Source organism: Deinococcus radiodurans R1 = ATCC 13939 = DSM 20539 (assembly GCF_000008565.1).
GTDB lineage: Bacteria > Deinococcota > Deinococci > Deinococcales > Deinococcaceae > Deinococcus > Deinococcus radiodurans.
In genome coordinates this window covers 184,019-204,254 of sequence record NC_001264.1, presented here as the reverse complement: position 1 = coordinate 204,254, position 20,236 = coordinate 184,019, and the positions used below count along the sequence as shown (strand labels likewise).

The 20,236-nt window shown below is 68.1% G+C and carries 17 protein-coding genes; 9 read left to right on the top strand and 8 right to left on the bottom strand.

All coding sequences use genetic code 11. From position 1 onward, the window contains the following. Positions 1-19 precede the first annotated feature (19 nt). The 3 genes from DR_RS14570 to DR_RS14560 are packed head-to-tail and all read left to right on the top strand — an operon-like array spanning position 20 to position 2,719. The gene (locus DR_RS14570; protein ID WP_010889454.1) at positions 20-856 is read left to right on the top strand and encodes an SDR family NAD(P)-dependent oxidoreductase; all 837 of its coding nucleotides are present in this window, start codon (positions 20-22) and stop codon (positions 854-856) included. Beyond that, complete coding sequence (locus DR_RS14565; RefSeq protein WP_010889453.1) at positions 853-2,013, top strand: phosphotransferase family protein; 1,161 nt, start codon at positions 853-855, stop codon at positions 2,011-2,013. Before DR_RS14570 ends, DR_RS14565 begins: the two co-directional genes overlap by 4 nt. After that, complete coding sequence (locus DR_RS14560) at positions 2,006-2,719, top strand: histidine phosphatase family protein (protein ID WP_010889452.1); 714 nt, start codon at positions 2,006-2,008, stop codon at positions 2,717-2,719. Before DR_RS14565 ends, DR_RS14560 begins: the two co-directional genes overlap by 8 nt. Before the next feature lie 59 nt (positions 2,720-2,778). Here the strand turns inward: DR_RS14560 and DR_RS14555 are convergent, their stop codons facing one another. After that, complete coding sequence (locus tag DR_RS14555) at positions 2,779-3,099, bottom strand: hypothetical protein (RefSeq protein ID WP_027479766.1); 321 nt, start codon at positions 3,097-3,099, stop codon at positions 2,779-2,781. A gap of 66 nt (positions 3,100-3,165) precedes the next feature. On the opposite strand from DR_RS14555, the gene DR_RS14550 reads away from it, so the two are divergent. Beyond that, positions 3,166-4,098: an N-acetylglucosamine kinase gene (locus DR_RS14550; RefSeq protein ID WP_010889450.1), complete on the top strand. Its 933-nt coding sequence runs from the start codon at positions 3,166-3,168 to the stop codon at positions 4,096-4,098. A 34-nt stretch (positions 4,099-4,132) separates the two neighbouring features. Then, positions 4,133-5,704 carry a hypothetical protein gene (locus tag DR_RS14545; protein WP_010889449.1) on the top strand — a complete coding sequence of 524 codons (1,572 nt, stop codon included), beginning with the start codon at positions 4,133-4,135 and terminating at the stop codon, positions 5,702-5,704. Here DR_RS14545 and rimO read toward each other — a convergent pair whose 3' ends face one another. Beyond that, complete coding sequence (gene rimO / locus DR_RS14540) at positions 5,705-7,219, bottom strand: 30S ribosomal protein S12 methylthiotransferase RimO (protein ID WP_010889448.1); 1,515 nt, start codon at positions 7,217-7,219, stop codon at positions 5,705-5,707. It lies immediately after the preceding gene. 220 nt (positions 7,220-7,439) lie between these two features. On the opposite strand from rimO, the gene uvrA reads away from it, so the two are divergent. Further along, positions 7,440-9,968 carry an excinuclease ABC subunit UvrA gene (uvrA, locus tag DR_RS14535; RefSeq protein ID WP_034349876.1) on the top strand — a complete coding sequence of 843 codons (2,529 nt, stop codon included), beginning with the start codon at positions 7,440-7,442 and terminating at the stop codon, positions 9,966-9,968. Between the two features lie 242 nt (positions 9,969-10,210). Here the strand turns inward: uvrA and DR_RS17000 are convergent, their stop codons facing one another. Continuing rightward, on the bottom strand, positions 10,211-10,516 hold the full coding sequence (locus DR_RS17000) for a cytochrome P450 (RefSeq protein ID WP_234944705.1): 306 nt from the start codon (positions 10,514-10,516) through the stop codon (positions 10,211-10,213). Further along, positions 10,471-11,427, bottom strand: coding sequence for a cytochrome P450 (locus tag DR_RS14530; RefSeq protein ID WP_234944704.1), 957 nt, complete (start codon positions 11,425-11,427; stop codon positions 10,471-10,473). Before DR_RS14530 ends, DR_RS17000 begins: the two co-directional genes overlap by 46 nt. A gap of 131 nt (positions 11,428-11,558) precedes the next feature. On the opposite strand from DR_RS14530, the gene DR_RS14525 reads away from it, so the two are divergent. From DR_RS14525 to DR_RS14515, 3 genes are all read left to right on the top strand, one after another. Next, positions 11,559-13,157: a Ppx/GppA phosphatase family protein gene (locus DR_RS14525; RefSeq protein ID WP_227141749.1), complete on the top strand. Its 1,599-nt coding sequence runs from the start codon at positions 11,559-11,561 to the stop codon at positions 13,155-13,157. Between the two features lie 28 nt (positions 13,158-13,185). Continuing rightward, positions 13,186-14,112: a pyridoxal kinase gene (pdxY, locus tag DR_RS14520; RefSeq protein WP_034349874.1), complete on the top strand. Its 927-nt coding sequence runs from the start codon at positions 13,186-13,188 to the stop codon at positions 14,110-14,112. Between the two features lie 189 nt (positions 14,113-14,301). Next, a complete protein-coding gene (locus tag DR_RS14515; RefSeq protein ID WP_010889443.1) occupies positions 14,302-15,696 on the top strand; it encodes an NCS2 family permease in 1,395 nt (464 codons plus the stop codon). A 150-nt stretch (positions 15,697-15,846) separates the two neighbouring features. Here DR_RS14515 and DR_RS14510 read toward each other — a convergent pair whose 3' ends face one another. The 4 genes from DR_RS14510 to xdhC form a co-directional block, all read right to left on the bottom strand. After that, entirely contained in the window at positions 15,847-16,719 is an 873-nt protein-coding gene (locus DR_RS14510; RefSeq protein ID WP_027479763.1) for a tyrosine-type recombinase/integrase, read from the bottom strand. 49 nt (positions 16,720-16,768) lie between these two features. Then, positions 16,769-17,842, bottom strand: a complete 1,074-nt coding sequence (locus DR_RS14505) for a GGDEF domain-containing protein (protein WP_034349871.1) — start codon at positions 17,840-17,842, stop codon at positions 16,769-16,771. Positions 17,843-18,087: 245 nt separating this feature from the next. After that, a complete protein-coding gene (gene guaD / locus DR_RS14500) occupies positions 18,088-19,407 on the bottom strand; it encodes a guanine deaminase (protein ID WP_010889440.1) in 1,320 nt (439 codons plus the stop codon). Next, positions 19,404-20,183 (bottom strand): xanthine dehydrogenase accessory protein XdhC, encoded by a 780-nt coding sequence (gene xdhC / locus DR_RS14495; protein ID WP_234944703.1) that lies wholly within the window; start codon positions 20,181-20,183, stop codon positions 19,404-19,406. The genes guaD and xdhC overlap by 4 nt, the downstream gene beginning before the upstream one ends. Between the last annotated feature and the right edge of the window lie 53 nt (positions 20,184-20,236).

Genomic DNA, 20,236 nt, shown 5'->3' with positions numbered 1-20,236 from the left:
CCCGCACCACGGAGTCCCCATGGAATTTCAGAACAAAATCGTCGTCGTGACCGGCGGCGCTTCGGGTATCGGTCTCGCGCTCGCCACCCGCTTCGTGCAGGAAGGCGCCACTGTCATCACCTCTGACCGCAATGCCGAAGTCGGGGCGCAGAAGGCGCAGGAGATCGGTGCGCGTTTCATCCCCGCCGACATCAGCCGTGAGGAGGGCGTGCAGGCCATCATCGAGAACGTGCTGGCGCAGGAAGGCCGCATCGACCTGTTTTGCTCGAATGCGGGCGTCGCGCAGGGCGAGGGGCCGGAAACGCCCGACAAGGTCTGGGACCTCGTGCACCGCATCAACGTGATGAGCCACGTCTGGGCCGCCCGGCACCTGCTGCCGCACTTTCTGGAGCGCGGCGAGGGCCATTTCCTGAACACCGCCTCGGCGGCGGGCCTGCTCACCGAACTGCACTCGGCGCCCTACGCGGTGACGAAGCACGCCGCGCTCGCCTTTGCCGAGTGGCTGGCGGTGACCTACGGCGACCGGGGCATTAAGGTCACCTGCCTGTGTCCCGAGGGCGTCTGGACCCCGATGGTGCAGAACGCGCCGATTTTGCAGCAGACCGCCATCACCACCGACGAACTCGTCGAGAAGGCGCTGGAGGTGCTGCGGGCAGACGGCTTCCTGATCACCACCCACGACACCACCCTCAAATCCTTCCGCAACAAGGCGGAAAATTACGACGTGTGGATCAGTAAGATGCGCCACCTGCGGACCAAGGCGATGGCGCTCGTCGAGGCACATGCTGCTCAGGCACCCCAGGCTGCCGCCGAAGCCGCCGCCGGTCAGGCCCCCCGCACCGAGGGCCACCCGTGACCACGGGCGGGCGGCCCGATACCGCCCCGGTGCGCCCCGGCGAGGAATTGCCGCTCGACCGCCTTCGGGACGCGATGCGCGGTCAGGTGCCCGGCGACGTGGATGCCCTCGAAGTCGAGCAGTTTCCCGGCGGGTTTTCCAACCTGACCTACCTGTTGCGGGCCGGCGACCAGGAATATGTGCTGCGCCGCGCACCGCTCGGCCCCGTCGCCAAGGGCGCGCACGACATGGCGCGCGAGTACCACCTGCTTGAAAAGATTCACCCGGTGCTGGCGGTGGCCCCTGCTCCGGCGCTGCTCGTCGAGGACCCGGCGGTGCTCGGCTCTCCCTTTTATCTGATGGAGCGGCGACGCGGCACGGTGGTCCGTACCAAGTTGCCTGCCGAGTACGCCGCACTCCCCGACGCCCCCCGGCAGATGTCGCAGGCGCTGGCCGACACACTGGCCGATCTGCACGCGGTGGACATCGACGCGGCGGGGCTGCGCGGCATCGGCAAACCGGAGGGCTTCAACCGCCGTCAGGTGGAAGGCTGGGCCGGACGCTGGCGCCGGGCGCGCGAGCTGCTCAAGGACTCGGGCGACCTGCCCCCGCCCGCCGAGCTGCGCGACGAACTCGTCATCGCCTGGCTGGAAGCGAACGTGCCCGACGAAACGGCGCACACGCTGGTCCACAACGATTTCAAGCTCGACAACCTGATGCTCGACCCGGCGGACCCTTCGAAAGTCACGGCGCTGCTCGACTGGGAAATGACCACCGTGGGCGACCCGCTGGTGGACCTCGGCCTCACGCTGACCTACTGGACCATTCCCGACCAGCCCGGTGGCGTGCCCAACCGCATCGGCGCGGCGGCGAGTGACCAGGGCTTTTACACCCGCGAAGAGCTGCTTGAGCGTTACGCCGAGCGCAGTGGCCGCGACGTGAGCAACGTGGCGTGGTACGAGGTCCTCGGGCACTTCAAGCTGGCGGTCATCGTCCTGCAGATTTTCGCCCGCTACCGCCTCGGCCAGACGCAGGACCCGCGCTTCGCCCCGCTCGCCGGGCAGGCCCAGTGGCTGATCGAGGAGGCGTGGCGCCGCATCGCGCAGGCGCCCGGCGCGCAGGGCGAGTTGCAGACGGCACCGTCCCAGACCCCTCCGTCCCAGGCCACCGATGAGTGAACTGATTCTGGTCCGCCACGGTCAGGCGACGCCCTTCGAGAAGGCCACCGACCGCCTCTCGGCCCTCGGTGAGCAGCAGGCCCGCGCGGTGGGCGCGGCGCTCACCGCGCAGGGGGTGCGGCCCACCCACGTCCTGCACGGCTCGCTGGTCCGGCAGCGGCGCACAGCGGAACTCGCCGGGGAAGGGCAGACCGGGAATGAGCCGGGCTGGCCCGCGCCGACCCTCGACCCGCGCCTCTCCGAGTTCGACGGCGACGGGCTGGTGACTACACTGGCCCCGCTGCTGGCTCAGCAGGACGCCGAATTCGGCACCCTTGCCACGACTTTCCGCGAGCACCGCGACTCGCCCGAGCGCAACCGCCACTTTCAGCGGATGCTCGAAGCGCTGGCGGCGGCGTGGCAGGCGGGCACCGTGACCCACCCCGAGGTCGAGGGCTGGGCCGACTTCCGCGCGCGCGTCCGCGCTGGCCTGGGCGACGTGCTGCGGCTCCCGGCGGGCACCACCGCCGTCCTCTTTACCAGCGGCGGCGTGATCGGGCTGGCGGTGGCACTCGCCCTTGACGCGCCCGACGCCTCGGCCCTCAAACTCAACTGGCGGGTCAAAAACGGCAGCCTGACGCGCTTTACCTTCGGTGGCGGACGCCTGAGCCTCGACTCCTTCAACGAGGAAGGTCACCTGACGCCGGAATTGAGAAGCTGGCGCTGAATAAATAAAAGAGAGGTGGGAAGCGTGCGAGTCTTCCCACCTCTCTTTTTTGCCGCGCATCACTCCCGCTGCAAGACCTGCCACGCCAGCGCCGCCAGTCCGATGCCCGCCGCCACTTTCAGCAGCCCGGAGCGCGAGGCGGTTTCGGTGTAGGCGCTCGTGTCGTGCATGTGGCCGGGGGAGTCGCCGCGTTCACGCAGGGCGTTCGACGGGTGGTAGAGGGCACTCTCGGACGCGGGCAGCGGCGGCTTTTTGCTGTGGCTGCCGGGAATGACGGTGGCGGCCATGCTGCGCTCGGTCAGGCCGGGGGCGAGCATCCCCGAAGCCGCCATGCCGCGTCCGCCACCGCCGACAATGGAGCTCCCCAGCCTCAGCGCCATGACAGTTCGCTGAATTGTCGTTAGAGGAAAGCCCCGTGCCAAACGCAAAATGTCATGCTGTCCCCCATGCCTTGCCACACGCCGCCCGCTCACCCGTCAGCTCCCAAACTGCCGCCCCTCGCCCTCGGTCTGGACGCGGGGGGCAGCGGCACGCAGTGGGTATTGCTGCGCGGCCCACAACGGGTGGGGGCAGGCACTGCTCCGCCCCTCACGACTGCCCTGCTCGGGACGCCAGCGGGGGAGACGGCGCTCAGAAGCCTAAGAGACGCCCTGCCCGCGTTGCCGGAGCGCCTTCACGCCGGGCTGCCCGGTCTGAGCGCGGGGTCGCCCCAGGCGGAGACGGCGCGGGCGCACCTCGCTGCGGCCCTCGGCCTGTCGCCGCAGCAGGTGAGCGTGGAAGGCGACCTCGCCCTCGCCTACCGCGCCCACTTCGCGCCCGGTGCAGGCATCCTGATCTACGCCGGGACCGGCAGCATCGCCTATCACGTGACGGCGAGCGGCGACACCTTCCGTGCCGGGGGCCGGGGCTACCGCATCGGCGACGACGGGGCCGGGGCCAGCCTGGGCCGGGGGGCGCTGCGGCACGTGACCGACGCGCTCGATTTTGGGCGAGAAGCGACGGGGCCACTCGCCGAGGAAGTCGCCGCCATCACCGGGGGCCTCGACTGGGACACCCTGCGCGCCTTCGTGTACGCCGCGCCGGGAGCGTCGGCCCTCGCCCGCCTCGCGCCGGCGGTGGGCCGGGGAGCGGACCGGGGCGACGCGGCGGCGCTGGAACTGCTGCGTGAGGCCGCCACGTCGCTCGCCGAACTCGGGCGGCGGGTGCAGGTGCGGGCGGGCGACCTGCCCCTGCGGGCGACGGGCGGCGCCCTGCGGGTCAGCTCGCTTTTTCCCGAACTGCTGCGCGAATGCCTGCCGGGGGTGGAAATCGAGTGGTGCGACCACGCTGAGGCGGCGGCGCGGGTGGCGCAAGGCCGCGAGCGCGTCAGCCTGCTCTAACACGCCGTCAGCTTTCAGCCCTCATGCTTGGGCCATGCGTAAGCTTCTGCTGCTCTCCACCCTGCTGCTGCTTCCGGCACACGCCCAGGCTGCCCCGAATCCGCCGGTCAAAACCAGTTTCGGTGCCCTTCCTGTGACCCCTGGCGATGACGACGCAGCGCTGGCGCTCCGGGCGCCGGCCTTCGCGGGGCTGTGGGTGGAAGGTGGGGGCGTGGCGCTCGCCGTGACCAGCACGGACCCGGCGGCGCGGCGGCAGGTGCTGGCCGAGGTCAAAAAGCAGCGCGGGGCCAGCCTGAACCAGACCGGGCACACCCTGACGGCTCCCCGCTTCGTGCCGGTGAAGTACAACGCCGCGCAGCTCTCGCAGGCGCGGTTTCTGGCGCGCGGCCTGCGCGGCTGGAGCGAGATTTACGTGGACGTGAAGGCCAACAAGCTCCACATCGCCTTTCAGCACGCCGCCTACCGTCAGCAGGCCGCCGAGTTTTTCCGGCAAAAGGGCATCCCGGCGGACGCGCTCGACCTCGTGGCCGCCGCGTCGCCCACCCTGCCGCCGCGCAGCACCCTGAGCCAGCCGCACCGCGCCGCGCTGAACGTGCCCGCGCAGGTGGCGCAGGGCGACATTTTGCCGCTGAGTTTCAAGCTGACGAACACTGGCCGCAAGCCCATTTCGCTCGCGCAGGGCTGTTTCACTTTCAAGTATCGCGTCCTGAACGCCACGACAGGCACCGAAGTCCGGCCTGTTCCGGCGCCGGGGGGCTGTGCGCAAGTGGGCTCTCCACCGCTCGTCGTTGCGCCGGGTCAGACCGGGGAACTGGTTGCTCAGGGCCGCTGGCCGGTCTTCTGGGACCTGCTCGACACGCGCGGTCAGGTGGTGGCCCCCGGCAAGTACGTCCTGCAAGCCGCCTACGGGGAGGGCAAAAACGCGGTGCGGGCGCCGGACGTGACGTTCACGGTCTTGCCCGCCACCCCGGCGAGCACCATGCGAAAGGCGTTGCAGGTCTTTTCGCCGGCCCGAACGGTGCAGAGCATTGACTACGACGTGAAGTTCGCGGTCCAAAACGGCGTCCCCAAACTGCTGCTGACCGTGCCCGACGCCCGCGCCCGTGATGCCGTGCAAGCGCTGGCGAAGAGGGAGGGCGTCTCGCTCGCGCGGCTTGGCATCTGGGTCAAGCCCGCGCCGCTGCTGCCGCCTGTGGGCCAGCCGCAAGACGCCGAATTGCAGGTGAGTCGCTGGTCGTCGCCCCAGGGCGTGAGCTTTGGCCTGCGCTTCCAGCCCCTGAACGTGGCGGCGGTCGAGGGAGCGAAAAACTGCACCTTCGTGGCGGCAGTCCGGGACGCCCGCAGCGGGGAAGTGGTCTTTGCCCGCCAGTTGCAGGCCAGCAGCCGGGCCAACCATTGCCCTGCCCGAGCAGGCGAAAGGCTCGACGCGAGCTGGAACGCCCGCCGCAGCGACGGCACCCTGGCCCCGGCGGGCAAATACGAAGTTCGCGCCGGTCTCCTGATCACGGGCGCGGACGGTCAGACCCGCTGGCTGAGTGCCACCCCACAAACACTCGACTGGGAGGGCAAAAGCGGCTGTATTCCGGAATTTTGCGGCCCAGAGTGATCAGTGCTTGCCGAAATGCCCGAGCTGCGGCACGTTCGGCTTCCACTCGGGTTTTTCGATCACTTCTCCGAACAGATCGTACTCGTCGCTGTCCTCAATGCGTGCCCGCACGATGTCGCCGATCTTGACCAGCCCGGCGAAGTCCCCGGCGTAGAGGTACACCTGTCCGTCAATGCCCGGCGCGTCGCCCTTGGTGCGCCCGATCAGGCGGGTGCCGGGCTGGTCGTCCTCGTCGTCGTTGAATTCGTCGATAATCACGTCCATCACGCGGCCCACTTTCTCACTCAACTTCTCGGTGCTGATGCGCTGCGCGACTTCCATGAAGCGGGCGAGGCGCTCCTGTTTGACCTCTTCCGGCACGGCGCCGGGCAGGGCGTTGGCGTCGGCTTCCTCGATGTCGGAGTACGGGAAAGCGCCCACCCGGTCGAGTCGCGCGTCTTCCAGAAATTGCAGCAGCTCCTGAAAATCTTCCTCGGTTTCGCCGGGAAAGCCCACGATAAAGGTCGAGCGGATGACCAGTTCCGGGCAAATCTCGCGCCAGCGCCGGATGGTGTCGAGCTGCTTGCCAGCACCGGGGCGCCGCATCAGCTTCAGAATCTTGGGCGAAGCGTGTTGCAGTGGAATGTCGAGGTACGGCAGCACCTTGCCCTGGGCCATCAGCTCGACCACCCGGTCCACGTGCGGGTAGGGGTAGACGTAGTGCATCCGCACCCAGGCGCCCATCTCCCCGAGTTTGACGGCGAGGTCGGTGAGGTGCGCCCGGACCTGCTCGCCCTGGAATTCGCTCTCGCGGTAGCGGAGGTCCACCCCGTAGGCTGAGGTGTCCTGCGCGATGATCATCAGCTCTTTGGTGCCCCCAGCAATCAGGCGGTAAGCCTCGTACAGCACGGCACCCGCGTCACGCGAGACTTGCAGGCCGCGCAGCTTGGGAATGATGCAAAACGCGCAGGTGTGATTGCACCCCTCGGCCACCTTGACGTAGGCGTAGTGCCGCGGCGTGAGCTTGACACTCGGGGCGAAGACGTCGCCGTGACGGGTGTTCTCGCGCTGCGGCGTTTCCACGCCCGCCCGCATCCCCGGCGCCGCCACCGGCAGCAGACCCGTGAAGGCGCCTTGGTCAATGGGCAGCAGTTCGCGCACGTGCCCCATCACGTCGTCCACCGCTTCCGAGCCGGTAATGGCCGCCACTTTGGGGTGCCGCTCCATGATTTTCTCGGGTCGCTCGCCCAGGCAGCCGGTCACGATGACCTTGCCGGTGGCGTCGAGCGCCTCCCCGATGGCCGAGAGCGACTCCTCCACGGCGGGCGTGATGAAGCCGCAGGTGTTGACAATCACGGCGTCGGCGCCCTCGTAGCTCGGGGCCACCTCATAGCCTTCGGCCCGCAGCTGCGTCAGAATCCGCTCGGAGTCCACCAGGGCCTTGGGGCAGCCGAGGGAAATAAAGCCCACGCGCTTGGACGCGGTGTCCAGGGGGGGGGCGGGCAGGCGTTCGGTTGTGGTCACATCGTCCTCCATGCGCCGTTGCCGGGGCGCCTTGTCGTTATCTTTCTGGATCTTTCTGGTCCTGCGGTCTGTCCTGTCCCGCCCCGTGTTCGGGGCAGCGGCCGGCCCAGCAGTGCAGTCAGCCCGGCAGTGTAGCGCATCGCGCGGCACAGGGGAGAGCGACCCGCCGCCTTTTCAGCCAACCTTGCGACTTTTCCCGCCTTCCCGGCGCCGCCGCTCATACTGCCGGGCAATGACTCCTTCCCGCCCTTCTCCTGACTTTCCAGATGGCGGCTTCGTGCAGGTGCGCGGCGCCCGTCAGCACAACCTCAAAGACATCTCGGTTAAGGTGCCGCGCGACGCCCTGGTGGTGTTTACCGGCGTCTCCGGCTCGGGCAAGTCCTCGCTGGCGTTCGGCACCCTCTACGCCGAGGCGCAGCGCCGCTACCTCGAATCGGTGTCGCCCTACGCCCGGCGGTTGTTCAATCAGGCCGGGGTGCCCGACGTGGACGCCATTGACGGCCTGCCCCCTGCTGTGGCGCTGCAGCAAGCGCGCGGCACGCCCACCGCCCGCTCCTCGGTGGGCAGCGTGACCACCCTCTCCAACCTGCTGCGGATGCTGTATTCGCGCGCCGGTGACTATCCGCCCGGCCAGGGCATCGTGTACGCCGAGGGTTTTTCGCCCAACACCCCCGAGGGCGCTTGTCCGGAATGTCACGGGCTGGGCCGGGTGTACACCGTCACCGAGGATTCGATGGTTCCCGACCCCAGCCTCACCATCCGCGAGCGGGCGGTGGCGGCGTGGCCGCAGGCCTGGGGTGGGCAGAACCAGCGCGACATTCTGGTCACGCTGGGCATCGACGTGGACGTGCCCTGGCGCGAGCTGCCGGAGGAAACGCGTCACTGGATTCTCTTTACCGACGAGCAGCCGGTGGTGCCGGTCTACCCGGGCCTGACCCCCGCCGAAACGCAGCGCGCCTTGAAAAAGAAGATGGAACCCAGCTACATGGGCACCTTTTCCAGCGCCCGGCGCCACGTGCTGCACACCTTCGCCAATACCGAAAGCGCCTCCATGAAAAAGCGGGTGCAGGGCTACATGATTTCTGAGGAGTGCCCGCTGTGCCACGGCAAACGGCTGCGTCAGGAGGCGCTGAACGTGACCTTTGCCGGGCTGGACATCACCGAGCTGTCGCGGCTGCCGCTGGCGCGAGTCTCGGAGCTACTACGCCCCTACGCCGAGGAGCGCGAACCGGGCCACGCCGAACGCGTCAAGAACCGGCCCGAGCAGGCCATCGCCCTGCAACGGATGGCCGCCGACCTGGTCAAGCGGCTGGACGTGCTGCTGCACCTGGGGCTGGGCTATCTGGGACTGGACCGCTCCACGCCCACCCTCTCGCCCGGCGAGTTGCAGCGCCTGCGCCTCGCCACGCAGCTGTATTCCAACCTCTTCGGCGTGGTGTATGTGCTGGACGAGCCCTCCGCCGGGCTGCACCCCGCCGACACCGAGGCGCTGCTCTCGGCGCTGGAGAACCTCAAGCGGGGCGGCAACTCCCTGTTCGTGGTGGAACACGATCTGGACGTGATTCGCCGCGCCGACTGGCTGGTGGACGTGGGCCCGGAAGCCGGCGAGAAAGGCGGGGAAATTCTCTACAGCGGGCCGCCGGAAGGGCTGAAACACGTGCCCGAGTCCCAGACCGGCCAGTATCTCTTTGCCGACCGCCACACCGAACCGCATACGCCGCGTGAGCCTGCCGGCTGGCTGGAACTGAACGGCGTGACCCGCAACAACCTGGATAATCTGGACGTGCGCTTTCCACTGGGCGTGATGACCTCGGTGACGGGCGTATCGGGTTCGGGCAAGTCCACCCTGGTGAGTCAGGCGCTGGTGGATGCGCTGGCGGCGCACTTCGGACAGCCGGTGAACCCCGACCCCGAGGACGACGAAGACCCCGCCGACCACACCGCCGGCAGCGCGCGGCTGGGCGGCGACCTGGCGCAGATCACCCGGCTGGTGCGGGTGGACCAGAAGCCGATTGGCCGCACTCCGCGCAGCAACATGGCGACCTACACGGGGCTCTTCGACCAGGTTCGCAAGCTGTTTGCGGCCACCCCGCTGGCCAAGAAGCGCGGCTACAACGCAGGCCGCTTCTCCTTCAACGTGAAAGGCGGACGCTGTGAACACTGCCAGGGCGAGGGCTGGGTGATGGTGGAACTGCTGTTCCTGCCCAGCGTGTACGCGCCCTGCCCGGTGTGCCACGGCACCCGCTACAACGCCGAAACGCTGGAAGTGGAGTACCGTGGCAAAAATATCGCCGACGTGCTGGCCCTGACGGTAGACGAGGCACACGACTTTTTCGCCGACGAGAGCGCCATTTTCCGGGCGCTGGACACCCTGCGCGAGGTCGGTTTGGGCTACCTGCGGCTGGGGCAACCCGCCACCGAACTTTCGGGCGGTGAGGCGCAGCGCATCAAACTCGCGACCGAGTTGCAGCGCAGCGGGCGCGGCGGCACCGTCTACGTGCTGGACGAACCCACCACCGGCCTGCACCCCGCCGACGTGGAGCGTTTGCAGCGGCAACTGGTCAAGCTGGTGGACGCCGGCAACACCGTCATTGCGGTAGAGCACAAGATGCAGGTGGTGGCCGCCTCCGACTGGGTGCTCGACATCGGCCCCGGCGCGGGCGAGGACGGCGGGCGGCTGGTGGCCCAGGGCACGCCCGCCGAGGTGGCGCAGGCGGCGGGAAGTGTGACGGCGCCTTACCTGCGAGCGGCTCTCAGGTAAGAGCAAAACAAACGAGCAAGGGGCGCCTTCAATGTGGCGCCCCTTTTCGCTCGAATACATTCGGAGCTTTTGACATAAAGATATTGCATGTCTTTGACCCTCTACCCTTGCGGGAGAGGGCCTTGCGAAGCAAGGGGTGAGGGGGCGTCCAGACCAGCTCTAACAGAAACTCATTCTGTCAAATGAAAGAGCAAGGGGCGCCCGCGTTGGAAGCGCCCCTTGCTCCTGAATATCCTCGTCCCTCAGGCCCTCGCTCCGCCCAGCCGCACCCGGAACCCGCGCAGCTCGTAGCCCTTGATGACCTCGTTGTAGGTCACGCGCGGCTCGCTCACGACGTGCAGGTCGTTCCAAATCAGCAGCCGGCGCAGGAACACGTCGGTTTCCTTGATCGCTAGAAACGCGCCGGGGCAGCGGTGGTGCCCGTCACCGAACGAAAGGCCCTGCGCCTGCACGCCGCGCGGCAGCTCACGCATGGGGCACAGCTGCTCGGCGCCCTCGCCCATCACCGCCGGGTCGAGGTTCGCCTGCCCGATGTCGAGGGCGAACACGCTGCCTGCGGGATGACTTCGCCGCCCACAGTCATCTCCTGTGCCGCGCGGCGGTACAGGGTGCCGACCACCGGCTCGAGGCGCAAAATCTCGTGCAGCACGGCGTGCCGCTCCTTCTCGGTGCCGTGGACGTAGGCGGCCCGCAGCTCCGGGTTTTTCAGCAGATGCCACGCCGCCACGCTGATGAACTCGCGGGTGGTGATCATGCCCGCCGTGCCGTAGGTCACGCACTCGGTGAGGATGTCCTGGTCGTTGTAGCCGCGCGAGAGCAGGTAGCTGATGAGGTCGTCCTGGGGGGCCTTGCGCCGCGCTTCAATCGCCGGTTTCACGTCCAGCGCGTAGAACAGCGCCATGTTCGCCGCCTGGCGCGCGTTTTCGAGCGGCGAGGCCCCCTCCAGTTTCACTCCCGGCTCGGCGTCGACTCCCGAGGGAATGAAGCGCTCGATGCGCCGGTCCATCCCCGGCAGGCGGCTGTTCGTCAGCCCGACCACCCCGGCGGCGACCCGCACCGCGAGTTCGAGGCTCAGGTCGTCGAGCTTCGCCTCGCCCCGGCGCGCGAGTTTGCCGATCAGCTCGTCGGCAAGGCGGGCGATGTCGGGCTGGTAGGTGTTCACCTGGGTCGGCGTGAAGTATTTGGCGGTGGCGCGGCGCATTTCGGTGTGTTCCTCGCCTTCGAGGTACAGGACCGGCGGGTGCTGCGACCCCGGCACGCGGCTCACCATGTCGGCCAGAAAGCCCGCCTGCTGCGCCTGCTCCGACTTGAGCAGGTCACGGGCGCGGGCGTAGGTTTCCACCGGCTGGGCCAGGTCGCCCTGCGGCGGCACGTGGCGGCGGGTGATGGTTTCGGTCGGGGCCGCCTGCCCGGTAAAAGGGCAGCGTGCGGGCTCGGGCTGGGCGTCGTGGGCCGTCATAGCAGAACTCCTGAAAGAAAGGAAAGAAGGCAAGAAGAAGGGCGCTGGGCCGCCGATAAAGTCATGCTCGACAGCCTGTCACAGCCGGGGCAAGGCAATAGGACGCGCTCACCCATTGGGGCGGAGGGGAAGTGGGTCAGCCCCCGCACGCGCAGGCCGCCGCAGGGATTACTCTGCACCATATGCGGGTCGCCGTCGCCGATGTGGGAACCAACTCCAGTCACCTCCTGATTGCCGAGGCTCTGCCGGGCGACGCCGGGGGCTTCCGGGTCATAGACACCCTCAAGGACCGCACCCGCCTGGGCGAGTGCCTGGACACGCGCGGCGAGCTGACTCCCGAAGGTGAGGAGCGGCTCGCGTCCGCCCTGACCCGCTTCCGCGAGCTGGCGGCGTCGGCGGGCGCGGGAGACGTGCGCGTCTACGCGACCTCCGCGCTGCGCGAGGCGCCCAACGGCGCGGAAGTCGCCGAGCGCGTCCGGCAGCGCACCGGCCTGTACCCGGCGGTCATCAGCGGCGTACGCGAGGGCGAACTCACCTACCTCGGCGTGCGCGAGGCGGTCGAACTCGGCCCCGACAACGTGCTGCTCGACCTCGGCGGCGGCAGTTTGGAATTCGTGCGCGGCGCCGAGGAGCGGGCGGCGGACGTCCTGAGCCTGCCCCTCGGCGCCATTCGCATGACCCGCGCCTTTCCCGAGGGAGACGGCAAAAACGCCGGGCGCGACGTGGCCGACGCGGTGGCCCGGCAGGTGCGCGAGCTGCTGCGGCCCCACGCTGGGCGCTTCGCCGCGCGGCCCGGCACCCAGTTTTTCCTGTCGAGCGGCACCGCCGAAGCCGCCGCCGACGCCATCGCGCAGCGCCGCGGCGGGCGCCCGGCTGAGGCGGCAGGTGGGGTCAACGGCGAGCGCTTTACCCTCACCGAACTCGCCGACCTGCTTGCCCACGTCGCCCGGCTGCGGCCTGCCCAGCGTGCGCGGGTGCCGGGGCTGGAGCGCCGGGGCGACACCATCCTCGCCGCCCTGAGCGTGCTGCACGCCGCGCTCGACGCCCTCGGCGCCCGTGAGGTGACGGTCAGCGAAGGTGCCCTGCGCGAAGGGATGCTGATCGAGGAACTCGCTCAGGTCCAGACTTTCAGCTTGGCGCTCAGCACCCGCCAGCGCAGCGTGCTCGCGACCGCCGGGCGCTTCGGCGTCAACCTCTCGCACGCCGGGCAGGTGGCCGAGCTGTCACGCGAACTCTTTGACCGGCTGCTCGCGGCGGGCGAGACCTTTCCCCCGCCCGCCCGCAGCCTGCTCACCGCCGCCGCCGTGCTGCACGAGGCGGGGCAGATCGTCAGCCAGAGCAGTCACCACAAGCACGGCGCCTACCTCATTCGCCACGCGGGGCTGCGCGGGTTCGGGCCGCAGGACATCGAACTCATTGCCCAGATCGCCCGTTACCACCGCAAGAGCCTGCCCAAGCCCTCGCACCCCGACTACGTGGCCCTCGCGCCCGCCGACCGCGCCCTGGTTGCCCGGCTCGCGGGCATCCTGCGGGTGGCCGACGGCTTGGACCGCGCGCACACCGGCCTGGCGCGGGTGGACGACTTGCGGCGCCAGGGCCAGGGCTGGCAGCTGCGGGTGAGCGGTGTCACCCCCCTCGACCTCGCCGGGGTGGGGGAGAAGGGCGACCTCTGGGCCCGCGAGTTCGGCCCGCTGAGTGTGCAAAATGCGGCAGAGGCCAAAGCCACCTGAACGCGGTCCTTCCCCTATCCTGTCGCGCATGACGACGCCCGTTTCTTCGTCCGACTCTTTGGATTCTGTCACGCCTACCCTCCCGCGCAACATCCTGAGCATCCAGTCGTGGGTGAGCTACGGCCACGTCGGCAACGCGGCGGCCATTTTTCCCCTGCAACGCCTGGGTTTCGAGGTCTGGGGCGTCCACACCGTGCAGTTTTCCAACCATACCGGCTACGGCGCCTGGACCGGGCCGGTGTTCGAGCCGGGCGTGATTGCCGAGCTGCTCGACGGCATCGAAGCGCGCGGCGTCCTGCCGCAGTGTGACGGCGTGCTCAGCGGCTACGTGGGCTCGGGCGGCACGGTGGCGGCGGTGGTGGGGGCGGTAGGCCGGGTCCGGCAGGCCCACCCGCAGGCCCTCTACTGCTGCGACCCGGTGATGGGCGATGTGGGGCGCGGCGTGTTCGTGCATCCTGACCTGCCCGCCCTCATCGCCGCGCAGGCCATCCCCGCCGCCGACATCGTGACCCCTAATCAGTTTGAACTTGAGTTGCTCACCGGGCAAAAGGTGGAGACTCTGGCGGACGCACTCGCCGCTGCGCACGCTCTGCGCGAACGCCTCAACCCCGCTGGGCCGCGCATCGTGCTGCTGACCAGTCTGGTCCGCGCGGACGCCCCGGCGAGCAGCATCGAGACATTAGCCGTGACGGGCGAAGGCTCCTGGCTGTGCCGCACGCCGCTGCTGCCGCTCGACCCCCCGCGCAACGGCACCGGCGACGCGATTGCCGCGCTGTTCTACGGCCAGTTTCTCCGCACCGGCAGCGCCGAGCAGGCCCTCACGCTTTCCATGAGTGCCCTTTACGCCCTGCTCGACCTCACCCACCGCCTCGGCACCCGCGAGATTCAACTCGTGGCGGCCCAGGGCGAGTTCGAGCGGCCCCGCCACCTCTTCGCTGCCGAACGGGTGGAATAAGAGGCGACGCGCACACCTAGAGCATTTGACAAAAGAATTGCCTCGCGCTGTTTGACCCTCTCTCAAGGGGAGAGGGCCTGCCAAAGGCAGGGGTGAGGGGTCTTTATTACGGCAAATGCTCTAGACCGGCAACCCCCAGCAACCCGCTGCCCCCCATCCTTGACCGTCGCCTAAGCGTATGCTCATGGTGTGACTTCTTCCTCTCCCCAGGGTGCGCCGCCGTCGGGTCTGGACCGCTTTTTCGGGCTGACCACCTCCGGCTCCACTGTTCCCCGCGAGCTGCGGGCCGGGCTGACCACCTTCCTCACGATGAGTTACATCCTCTTCGTGAACCCACAGGTGCTCTCGGCGGCCATTCCGGTGCCGGGCGCCTTCGCGCAGCTCCTGACCACCACCGCCATCGCGGCGGCGTTCGGGTCGCTGGTGATGGGCCTCATCGCCAAATACCCCTACGCGCAGGCGCCGGGCATGGGCCTGAACGCCTTTTTCGCGTTCACGGTGGTGCTCGGCATGAAGGTACCCTGGCAAACGGCGCTGGGGGCGGTCTTCATCAGCGGCGTGCTGTTCGTGCTGCTCAGCCTGCTCGGGGCGCGGCAGGCCATCGTGCAGGCGATTCCACGCGGGCTCAAGTTCGCCATCACGGCGGGCATCGGCACCTTTCTCGCCTTCCTGGGCCTTAAGAGCGCGGGCATCGTGGTCACCAACCCCGCCACTTTCGTCGGCCTCGGCAGCCTCACCGCGCCTGGGGCGTGGCTCGCGCTGCTCGGACTCGTCGTCACGGCGGGGCTGATGGTGCGGCGGGTCACGGGCGCGATTCTCTGGGGCATCCTGCTGACCTCCGCCGCCGCTATTGTGCTGCGCCTGCCGGTGTTCGCCGGGGGCGCCGAAGGTGCGCTGCAAGCGTTTCCCGGCTTTCAGGGCTCGCTGCTCGGCATCTTCGGGGCGCCGGTGTGGCCGGTGGACCTCGTCGGCCAGCTCGACATCGGCGGGGCGCTGGGCCTGGGCCTGCTGAACGTGGTCTTCACCTTCTTCTTCGTGGACTTTTTCGACGCCACCGGCACTCTGACCGGCCTCTCCCAAAAGGCGGGTTTCCTCGACGAGCACGGCAACATGCCGCGCGCCCGGCGCCTCTTTGCGATGGACGGCCTCGCCGCTATGTTCGGCGCCTTCATGGGCACGAGCACCACCACCGCCTATGTCGAGTCCGCGAGCGGCATCGGGGAAGGGGGGCGCACCGGCCTGACCGCCGTGACGGTGGGCGTGCTGTTCCTCTTCGCCATGCTGCTGTGGCCGCTCGCCGCCGCCATTCCCGCCGCCGCCACCGCGCCCGCGCTGATTCTGGTGGGCGCCCTGATGATGGAAGGCATCAAGCAGATCGACTGGGACGACCTGACCGAGAGCCTGCCTGCCTTCCTGACCATCATCATGATGCCGCTGACCTTCTCCATCGCCAACGGCGTGAGCCTCGGTGTCATCTCCTACTGCCTGATCAAACTCATCGGAGGTCGTGGCCGCGAAGTCAGCCCGCTGCTGTATGGCTTGGGCCTGCTGCTGCTCGCCCGGTATCTCTGGCTGCAACACTAAGGGTAAAAAAGGACCGGGCGCTACAGCCCGGTTTTTAAGTCTTGTTGGCTAAACAAAAAAATATATGAATAGGGCTATGTCCCCGACGAGATTCTGTGCCTCGTCGATCATCGCTTCTATCGCGCCGAAGTGCAGGTCACAAGCGCGAAGTTATTGATTGACCGACCCAGTGGCAGAAGAGACGGAGTCCTCCTCCGTCAAGCGGCTCGCCAGTTCTCTTGCCAGCGCATACGCCTCGTCGCCGATAAAGCCTGCCTGATCGGGCGTAAGTGGAAAGTCGCGCAGCCCTGCCTTGCGCAGCTTGGCTGGATTGACGAAGGTGAGATTGGCCTCCCGGCACACCTGAAAAATTCGGGTCCGCAGCGCGTCGTTGTTTTCAAAGGGGAAAATGCGCCCGGCGGGATTAGACAGCGGCCCCCCCGCCTGCGCGAGCAGCCGGTCGAGCGCCGCATAACTCGCGTCGTCAAGCTGGCATAGCGTCCGCCGCCGCAGGATGGTGCCGTCTTCGTGCCGGAACGCCGACCAGCGCAGCGCGAGCATCTCGGCCACCTGAAAGGTATGTCGGTACATCAGCGTCAAAGCGGCGAACAGCGCCGGGTCAGGCTGCGCGTGCACCAGCAGCCGCTCGATGTCTTCACGCGGCGGCACCTTTTCCACCTTGCGTTCCCCCGGCGGGCGCACCAGTCCCCGCAGCGGTTGACGAATCACAACGCCCTCGTCCATCAACAGTTCGTACAGCCGTGAGATGGTGGAAAGCCGCGCCACCACGGTATTCGCCTTGGCAGTGCCCGGCCCCTTAACCGTTTCGTGCAGTGGCCCCTGCAACCACGTCACGAAATCGGCAGGCGGATGCAGCAAGCTGACATGGTCGCGCTCCGCCGCCGCGAAGATCAGCCGCAGGTTGCTCCGCAGTTGCTTGAGCGGCCAGCGCAGCTCCGGCCCCAGAATCCCCAGCACGGTGTCGAGGTCCGCTTCCTGCAACGCTCGCGTCAGCTTGAGTTGCCGTTCGTCCTGTGGATGCATACACAATTTTATATGCCTATGTCAATAAAAAACAAGCTACCTGAAGCTGTCATCCCGTTCCTTCTCCCAACTCCGGCCCCCACACCACCGCCCTATTCCGCCCTCCTCGCTTCGCCGCGTAAAGTGCCACGTCCGCCCGTCGAAAGCAGTCGCCCACGCTGCCCTCGCCCCGGCGCGCCAGCCCGACCGACACCGTCAGAGGAGCGCCCCCCAGTACCGTAAAGGCTGTCTGGGCCACCTGGGCGCGTAACCGTTCGCCAAGTACTGCCGGGTCCACCGCCCCCGTCATCCGGAAGAGCACGGCAAATTCCTCGCCGCCGTAACGGTAGGCCCGGTCCGAGGCGCGCAGGCAACGCGGCAACAGCTCCCCGAGTTGCACCAGCACCCCGTCGCCCGCTTCGTGCCCGTGCACGTCGTTCACCTGCTTGAAATGGTCAATATCGATCAGGCACAGCACGTCGTCAGGCCCCAGCGTCTGGATGTCGAGATCAAACTGCCGCCGGTTGGCGAGGGTCGAGAGCGCGTCCTGGTGGGCCTGCCGCTCAAAGGTTTCGACCAGCGAGAGCAGGCGGAAACGACTGCGCAAGATGCCCAGCGTGATTAACGCGCCCAGAAAGCACATTACCAGCAGCGGCAGCCACACGGTCAGATAGAGGCTCAAATCATGCCGGATAATCGGCAGCAGCAGCCCATTGGGCAGAAAAATCAGCAGCAGCGGCAAAAGTAGTCGTTCCCACGGCCACTGCGGCCTGAACAGTCCCAGCCGACCATGAAAGAGCCCCGCCACCAGCACCACACCGATCGCACTCACCATGGCCGGCGGCCAGCCCACGCCGCCCAGCAGGTAGCGGTAGACGAGCAGCGGCACGGCGCCCACCAGCCCCCAGCCCCAGCCCAGGCGGAGGGTCAGGAAAGCAATCGGCACTGCTCGCAGGTCAACAAAGACCCCAGGCGCCACCTGCGCCGGAAAAAACATCAGCGGCACGCACATCAGCGAAACGAGCAGGAAGCGTGGCACCTGGAGACGAGAGTCGGCCAAATCAGCCGCACTTTTATAGGTCAGACTCAGCAGGTATACCAGCGTGACCAGCAAACAGAAATTGAGAACCAAGGTACGCAACATGGAGCCCCTCCTCAACAGGCAGACGCCTCCACCCGCCCAGTCAAGCAGCGGACACCGACCACCAGCACCGACAGCTTAAAGTGACGCATCTCTCAAATCTCGTACGCTGGCTGGCGACAGAAGGGTAAAGGGGCAAATGATGCCTTTTATCCATAAGCGGCCTTAGGTAAGAAAGCCAAATTGTGATCGTTAGAAGTCAAACAGAAAAAGCGAGCCCCCAGGCAAGTCCCAGTGGCTCCTGCCTCTCAGGCTTCTGCCTCCCGCGCAAACACCACCCCCCCACCGACCCACACCCGCTCCACGTCGTCCCCCGTTCCCAGCGCAAACAGCGCCGCGAGCGTCCGCTCCTCACTCTCGGCGTGTGCCAGCACCGTCGCCAGCGTGCTGCCCGCCCGGGGCCGCAGCCACACCGCATCGAACTGCTTGCCGGGTGTGAAATCCCCGACCTGCCCGTCCAGCCCCAGCGCCTGCGCCCCGGCGAGCGTAGCGAGGTAGAGCAGGTGTGCTGGACTGAGGGCCGCGCCCTCTTCCCCAAGCAGTTGCTGCATGAAGTACGCCTGGAGGCCCTCTTTGAGCAGCGAGAAGCCGGTGCCGCCGCCCACATCGGTGCCGAGCGCGACGTGGACGCCCGCCGCAAGGTGACGCCTCAGCGGAAACAGCCCGCTGCCGAGCGCCGAATTGCTGCACGGGCAGTGGGCGACGCTGCACCGCTGCGCGGCCAGGACGCCGAGTTCGCGCTCGTTCGGGTGCACGTTGTGTGCGAAGACGCTGCGCGGCGTGACCAGTCCGGCGCGCTCGTAGGTGTCGAGGTAATCACGCGCGCCGGGAAAGAGCCCACGCACCACCTCGATTTCCTGATTGTTCTCGTTGATGTGGCTGGTGAAGCGCACGTCAGGAAACTCGGTCAGCAGCGCGGCGCAGGCGTCGAGGATGCCTTCCGACGCCGAGAGCGAAAAGCGCGGCGTGACGGCGTAGAGACTGCGCCCCTGCCCGTGCCAGCGCTCGATCAGGGCTTTGCCCTCCGCGTAAGCTCGCTCGGGGGTCGTGTGCAGCTCGGGCCGCAACAGCCGGTCGCTGACGACTTGCCCGGCGACCACCCGCAGCCCGCGCGCCGCCGCCTCGGCAAAAAACTCGTCCATCGCCCCGGCGAAGTGGCTGCCGAACACCAGTGCGGTGGTCGTTCCGTGCGAGGCCAGCCCGTGCAGAAACTCTCCGGCAATAGTGCGGGCATACGCCGCGTCGGCCAGCCGCGCTTCCTCAGGCAGGGTGTTGCGGTCGAGCCACTCAAGCAGCGCCATGCCCAGCCCGCCGAGCACCCGCACCTGCGGGTAATGCACGTGGGTGTCGATGAAGCCCGGCAGCAGCACCCCGCCGCGCAGGTCGTGGACCTCGGCGTCCGGGCAGGCGGCCCGCACCTCGGCAAGCACCTCTGTAAAGGTCCCGAGGTGGGCGATGGTGCCGGTGTCCCCCACCGCCAGCGCCCCGTCGCTGAAGGTCTGGAGGGCGTCGGGCACGGCAAAGGGACTGGCGGGCGTGTGCAGCAGGGTCGAGCGATAGATCTTCATGGAGTCCTTTCGGGAGAGGGCGCAGGTACGGCAGGAAACAGCAGCGGATAAAGCTGGGCGGCGATGCTCAGGGCAATCACGGCGGGCGCCTTGCCGCCGAGCCCCGGCAGTCCAACGGGGCAGGTAATGGTCTTGATGGCCTCCGGGGTGTGTCCCGCCGCCCGCAGCTGCTCACGGAAGCGCGACCATTTGACGGCGGACCCGATGAGGCCGGTAAACGCCAGGTCGCCCCGATGCAGCGCGGCGTCGCACAGCGCGAGGTCCTCGGCGTGGTCGTGGGTGAGAAAGACGGCGCAGGCACCAGGCGGCAACTCGGCGAGCGCCATCTCGGGAATGGGCGAGTGGTGAACGTGCAGCCGCGCCGGGCCGCCACGCAGCGGGGCGAGCCGCTCGGGCGTGAGCTGCGCGGCGCGCGAGTCGGCGAGGTGGAGCTCGACCGGGTGGCGCGAGAGCAGCAGCCCGAGCTCCAGCCCCACGTGCCCGATGCCGAACAGCGCGACCACTGGGAACGCGGTCCGCAGCGGCTCGAGCAGCAGCGTCACCTCGCCGCCGCAGCACTGCCGCCCGTACTCGTTGGGGGCACGGTCGGTCAGGCGCAGGGTGAGCAGTTCGGGCGCACTCGCCCCGGTTTCGAGCAGCGCACGGGCACGGGCCACCGCCGTCGCTTCGAGGTTGCCGCCGCCCACCGTGTCCCAGGTTTGCGTGACCGAGACGACCATCTTGGCCCCCGCCTCACGCGGGGCGTGCCCGCGCACGACGGCGAGGGTAACGAGCACGCCCGCTCGCCCCGCTCGGTGAGCGCCTGCACGCCCGGCAGCCAACCGCTCAT

Bases quoted from the DNA above. Each gene is read 5' to 3' on its own strand.
- DR_RS14505 (WP_034349871.1), bottom strand. From the start codon at position 17,842: ATGTTGCGTACCTTGGTTCTCAATTTCTGTTTGCTGGTCACGCTGGTA.
- DR_RS14570 (WP_010889454.1), top strand. From the start codon at position 20: ATGGAATTTCAGAACAAAATCGTCGTCGTGACCGGCGGCGCTTCGGGT.
- DR_RS14560 (WP_010889452.1), top strand. From the start codon at position 2,006: ATGAGTGAACTGATTCTGGTCCGCCACGGTCAGGCGACGCCCTTCGAG.
- rimO (WP_010889448.1), bottom strand. From the start codon at position 7,219: ATGGAGGACGATGTGACCACAACCGAACGCCTGCCCGCCCCCCCCCTG.
- DR_RS14545 (WP_010889449.1), top strand. From the start codon at position 4,133: ATGCGTAAGCTTCTGCTGCTCTCCACCCTGCTGCTGCTTCCGGCACAC.
- DR_RS14530 (WP_234944704.1), bottom strand. From the start codon at position 11,427: ATGACGGCCCACGACGCCCAGCCCGAGCCCGCACGCTGCCCTTTTACC.
- DR_RS14550 (WP_010889450.1), top strand. From the start codon at position 3,166: ATGCCTTGCCACACGCCGCCCGCTCACCCGTCAGCTCCCAAACTGCCG.
- uvrA (WP_034349876.1), top strand. From the start codon at position 7,440: ATGACTCCTTCCCGCCCTTCTCCTGACTTTCCAGATGGCGGCTTCGTG.
- DR_RS14555 (WP_027479766.1), bottom strand. From the start codon at position 3,099: ATGGCGCTGAGGCTGGGGAGCTCCATTGTCGGCGGTGGCGGACGCGGC.
- DR_RS14510 (WP_027479763.1), bottom strand. From the start codon at position 16,719: ATGCATCCACAGGACGAACGGCAACTCAAGCTGACGCGAGCGTTGCAG.
- guaD (WP_010889440.1), bottom strand. From the start codon at position 19,407: ATGAAGATCTATCGCTCGACCCTGCTGCACACGCCCGCCAGTCCCTTT.
- pdxY (WP_034349874.1), top strand. From the start codon at position 13,186: ATGACGACGCCCGTTTCTTCGTCCGACTCTTTGGATTCTGTCACGCCT.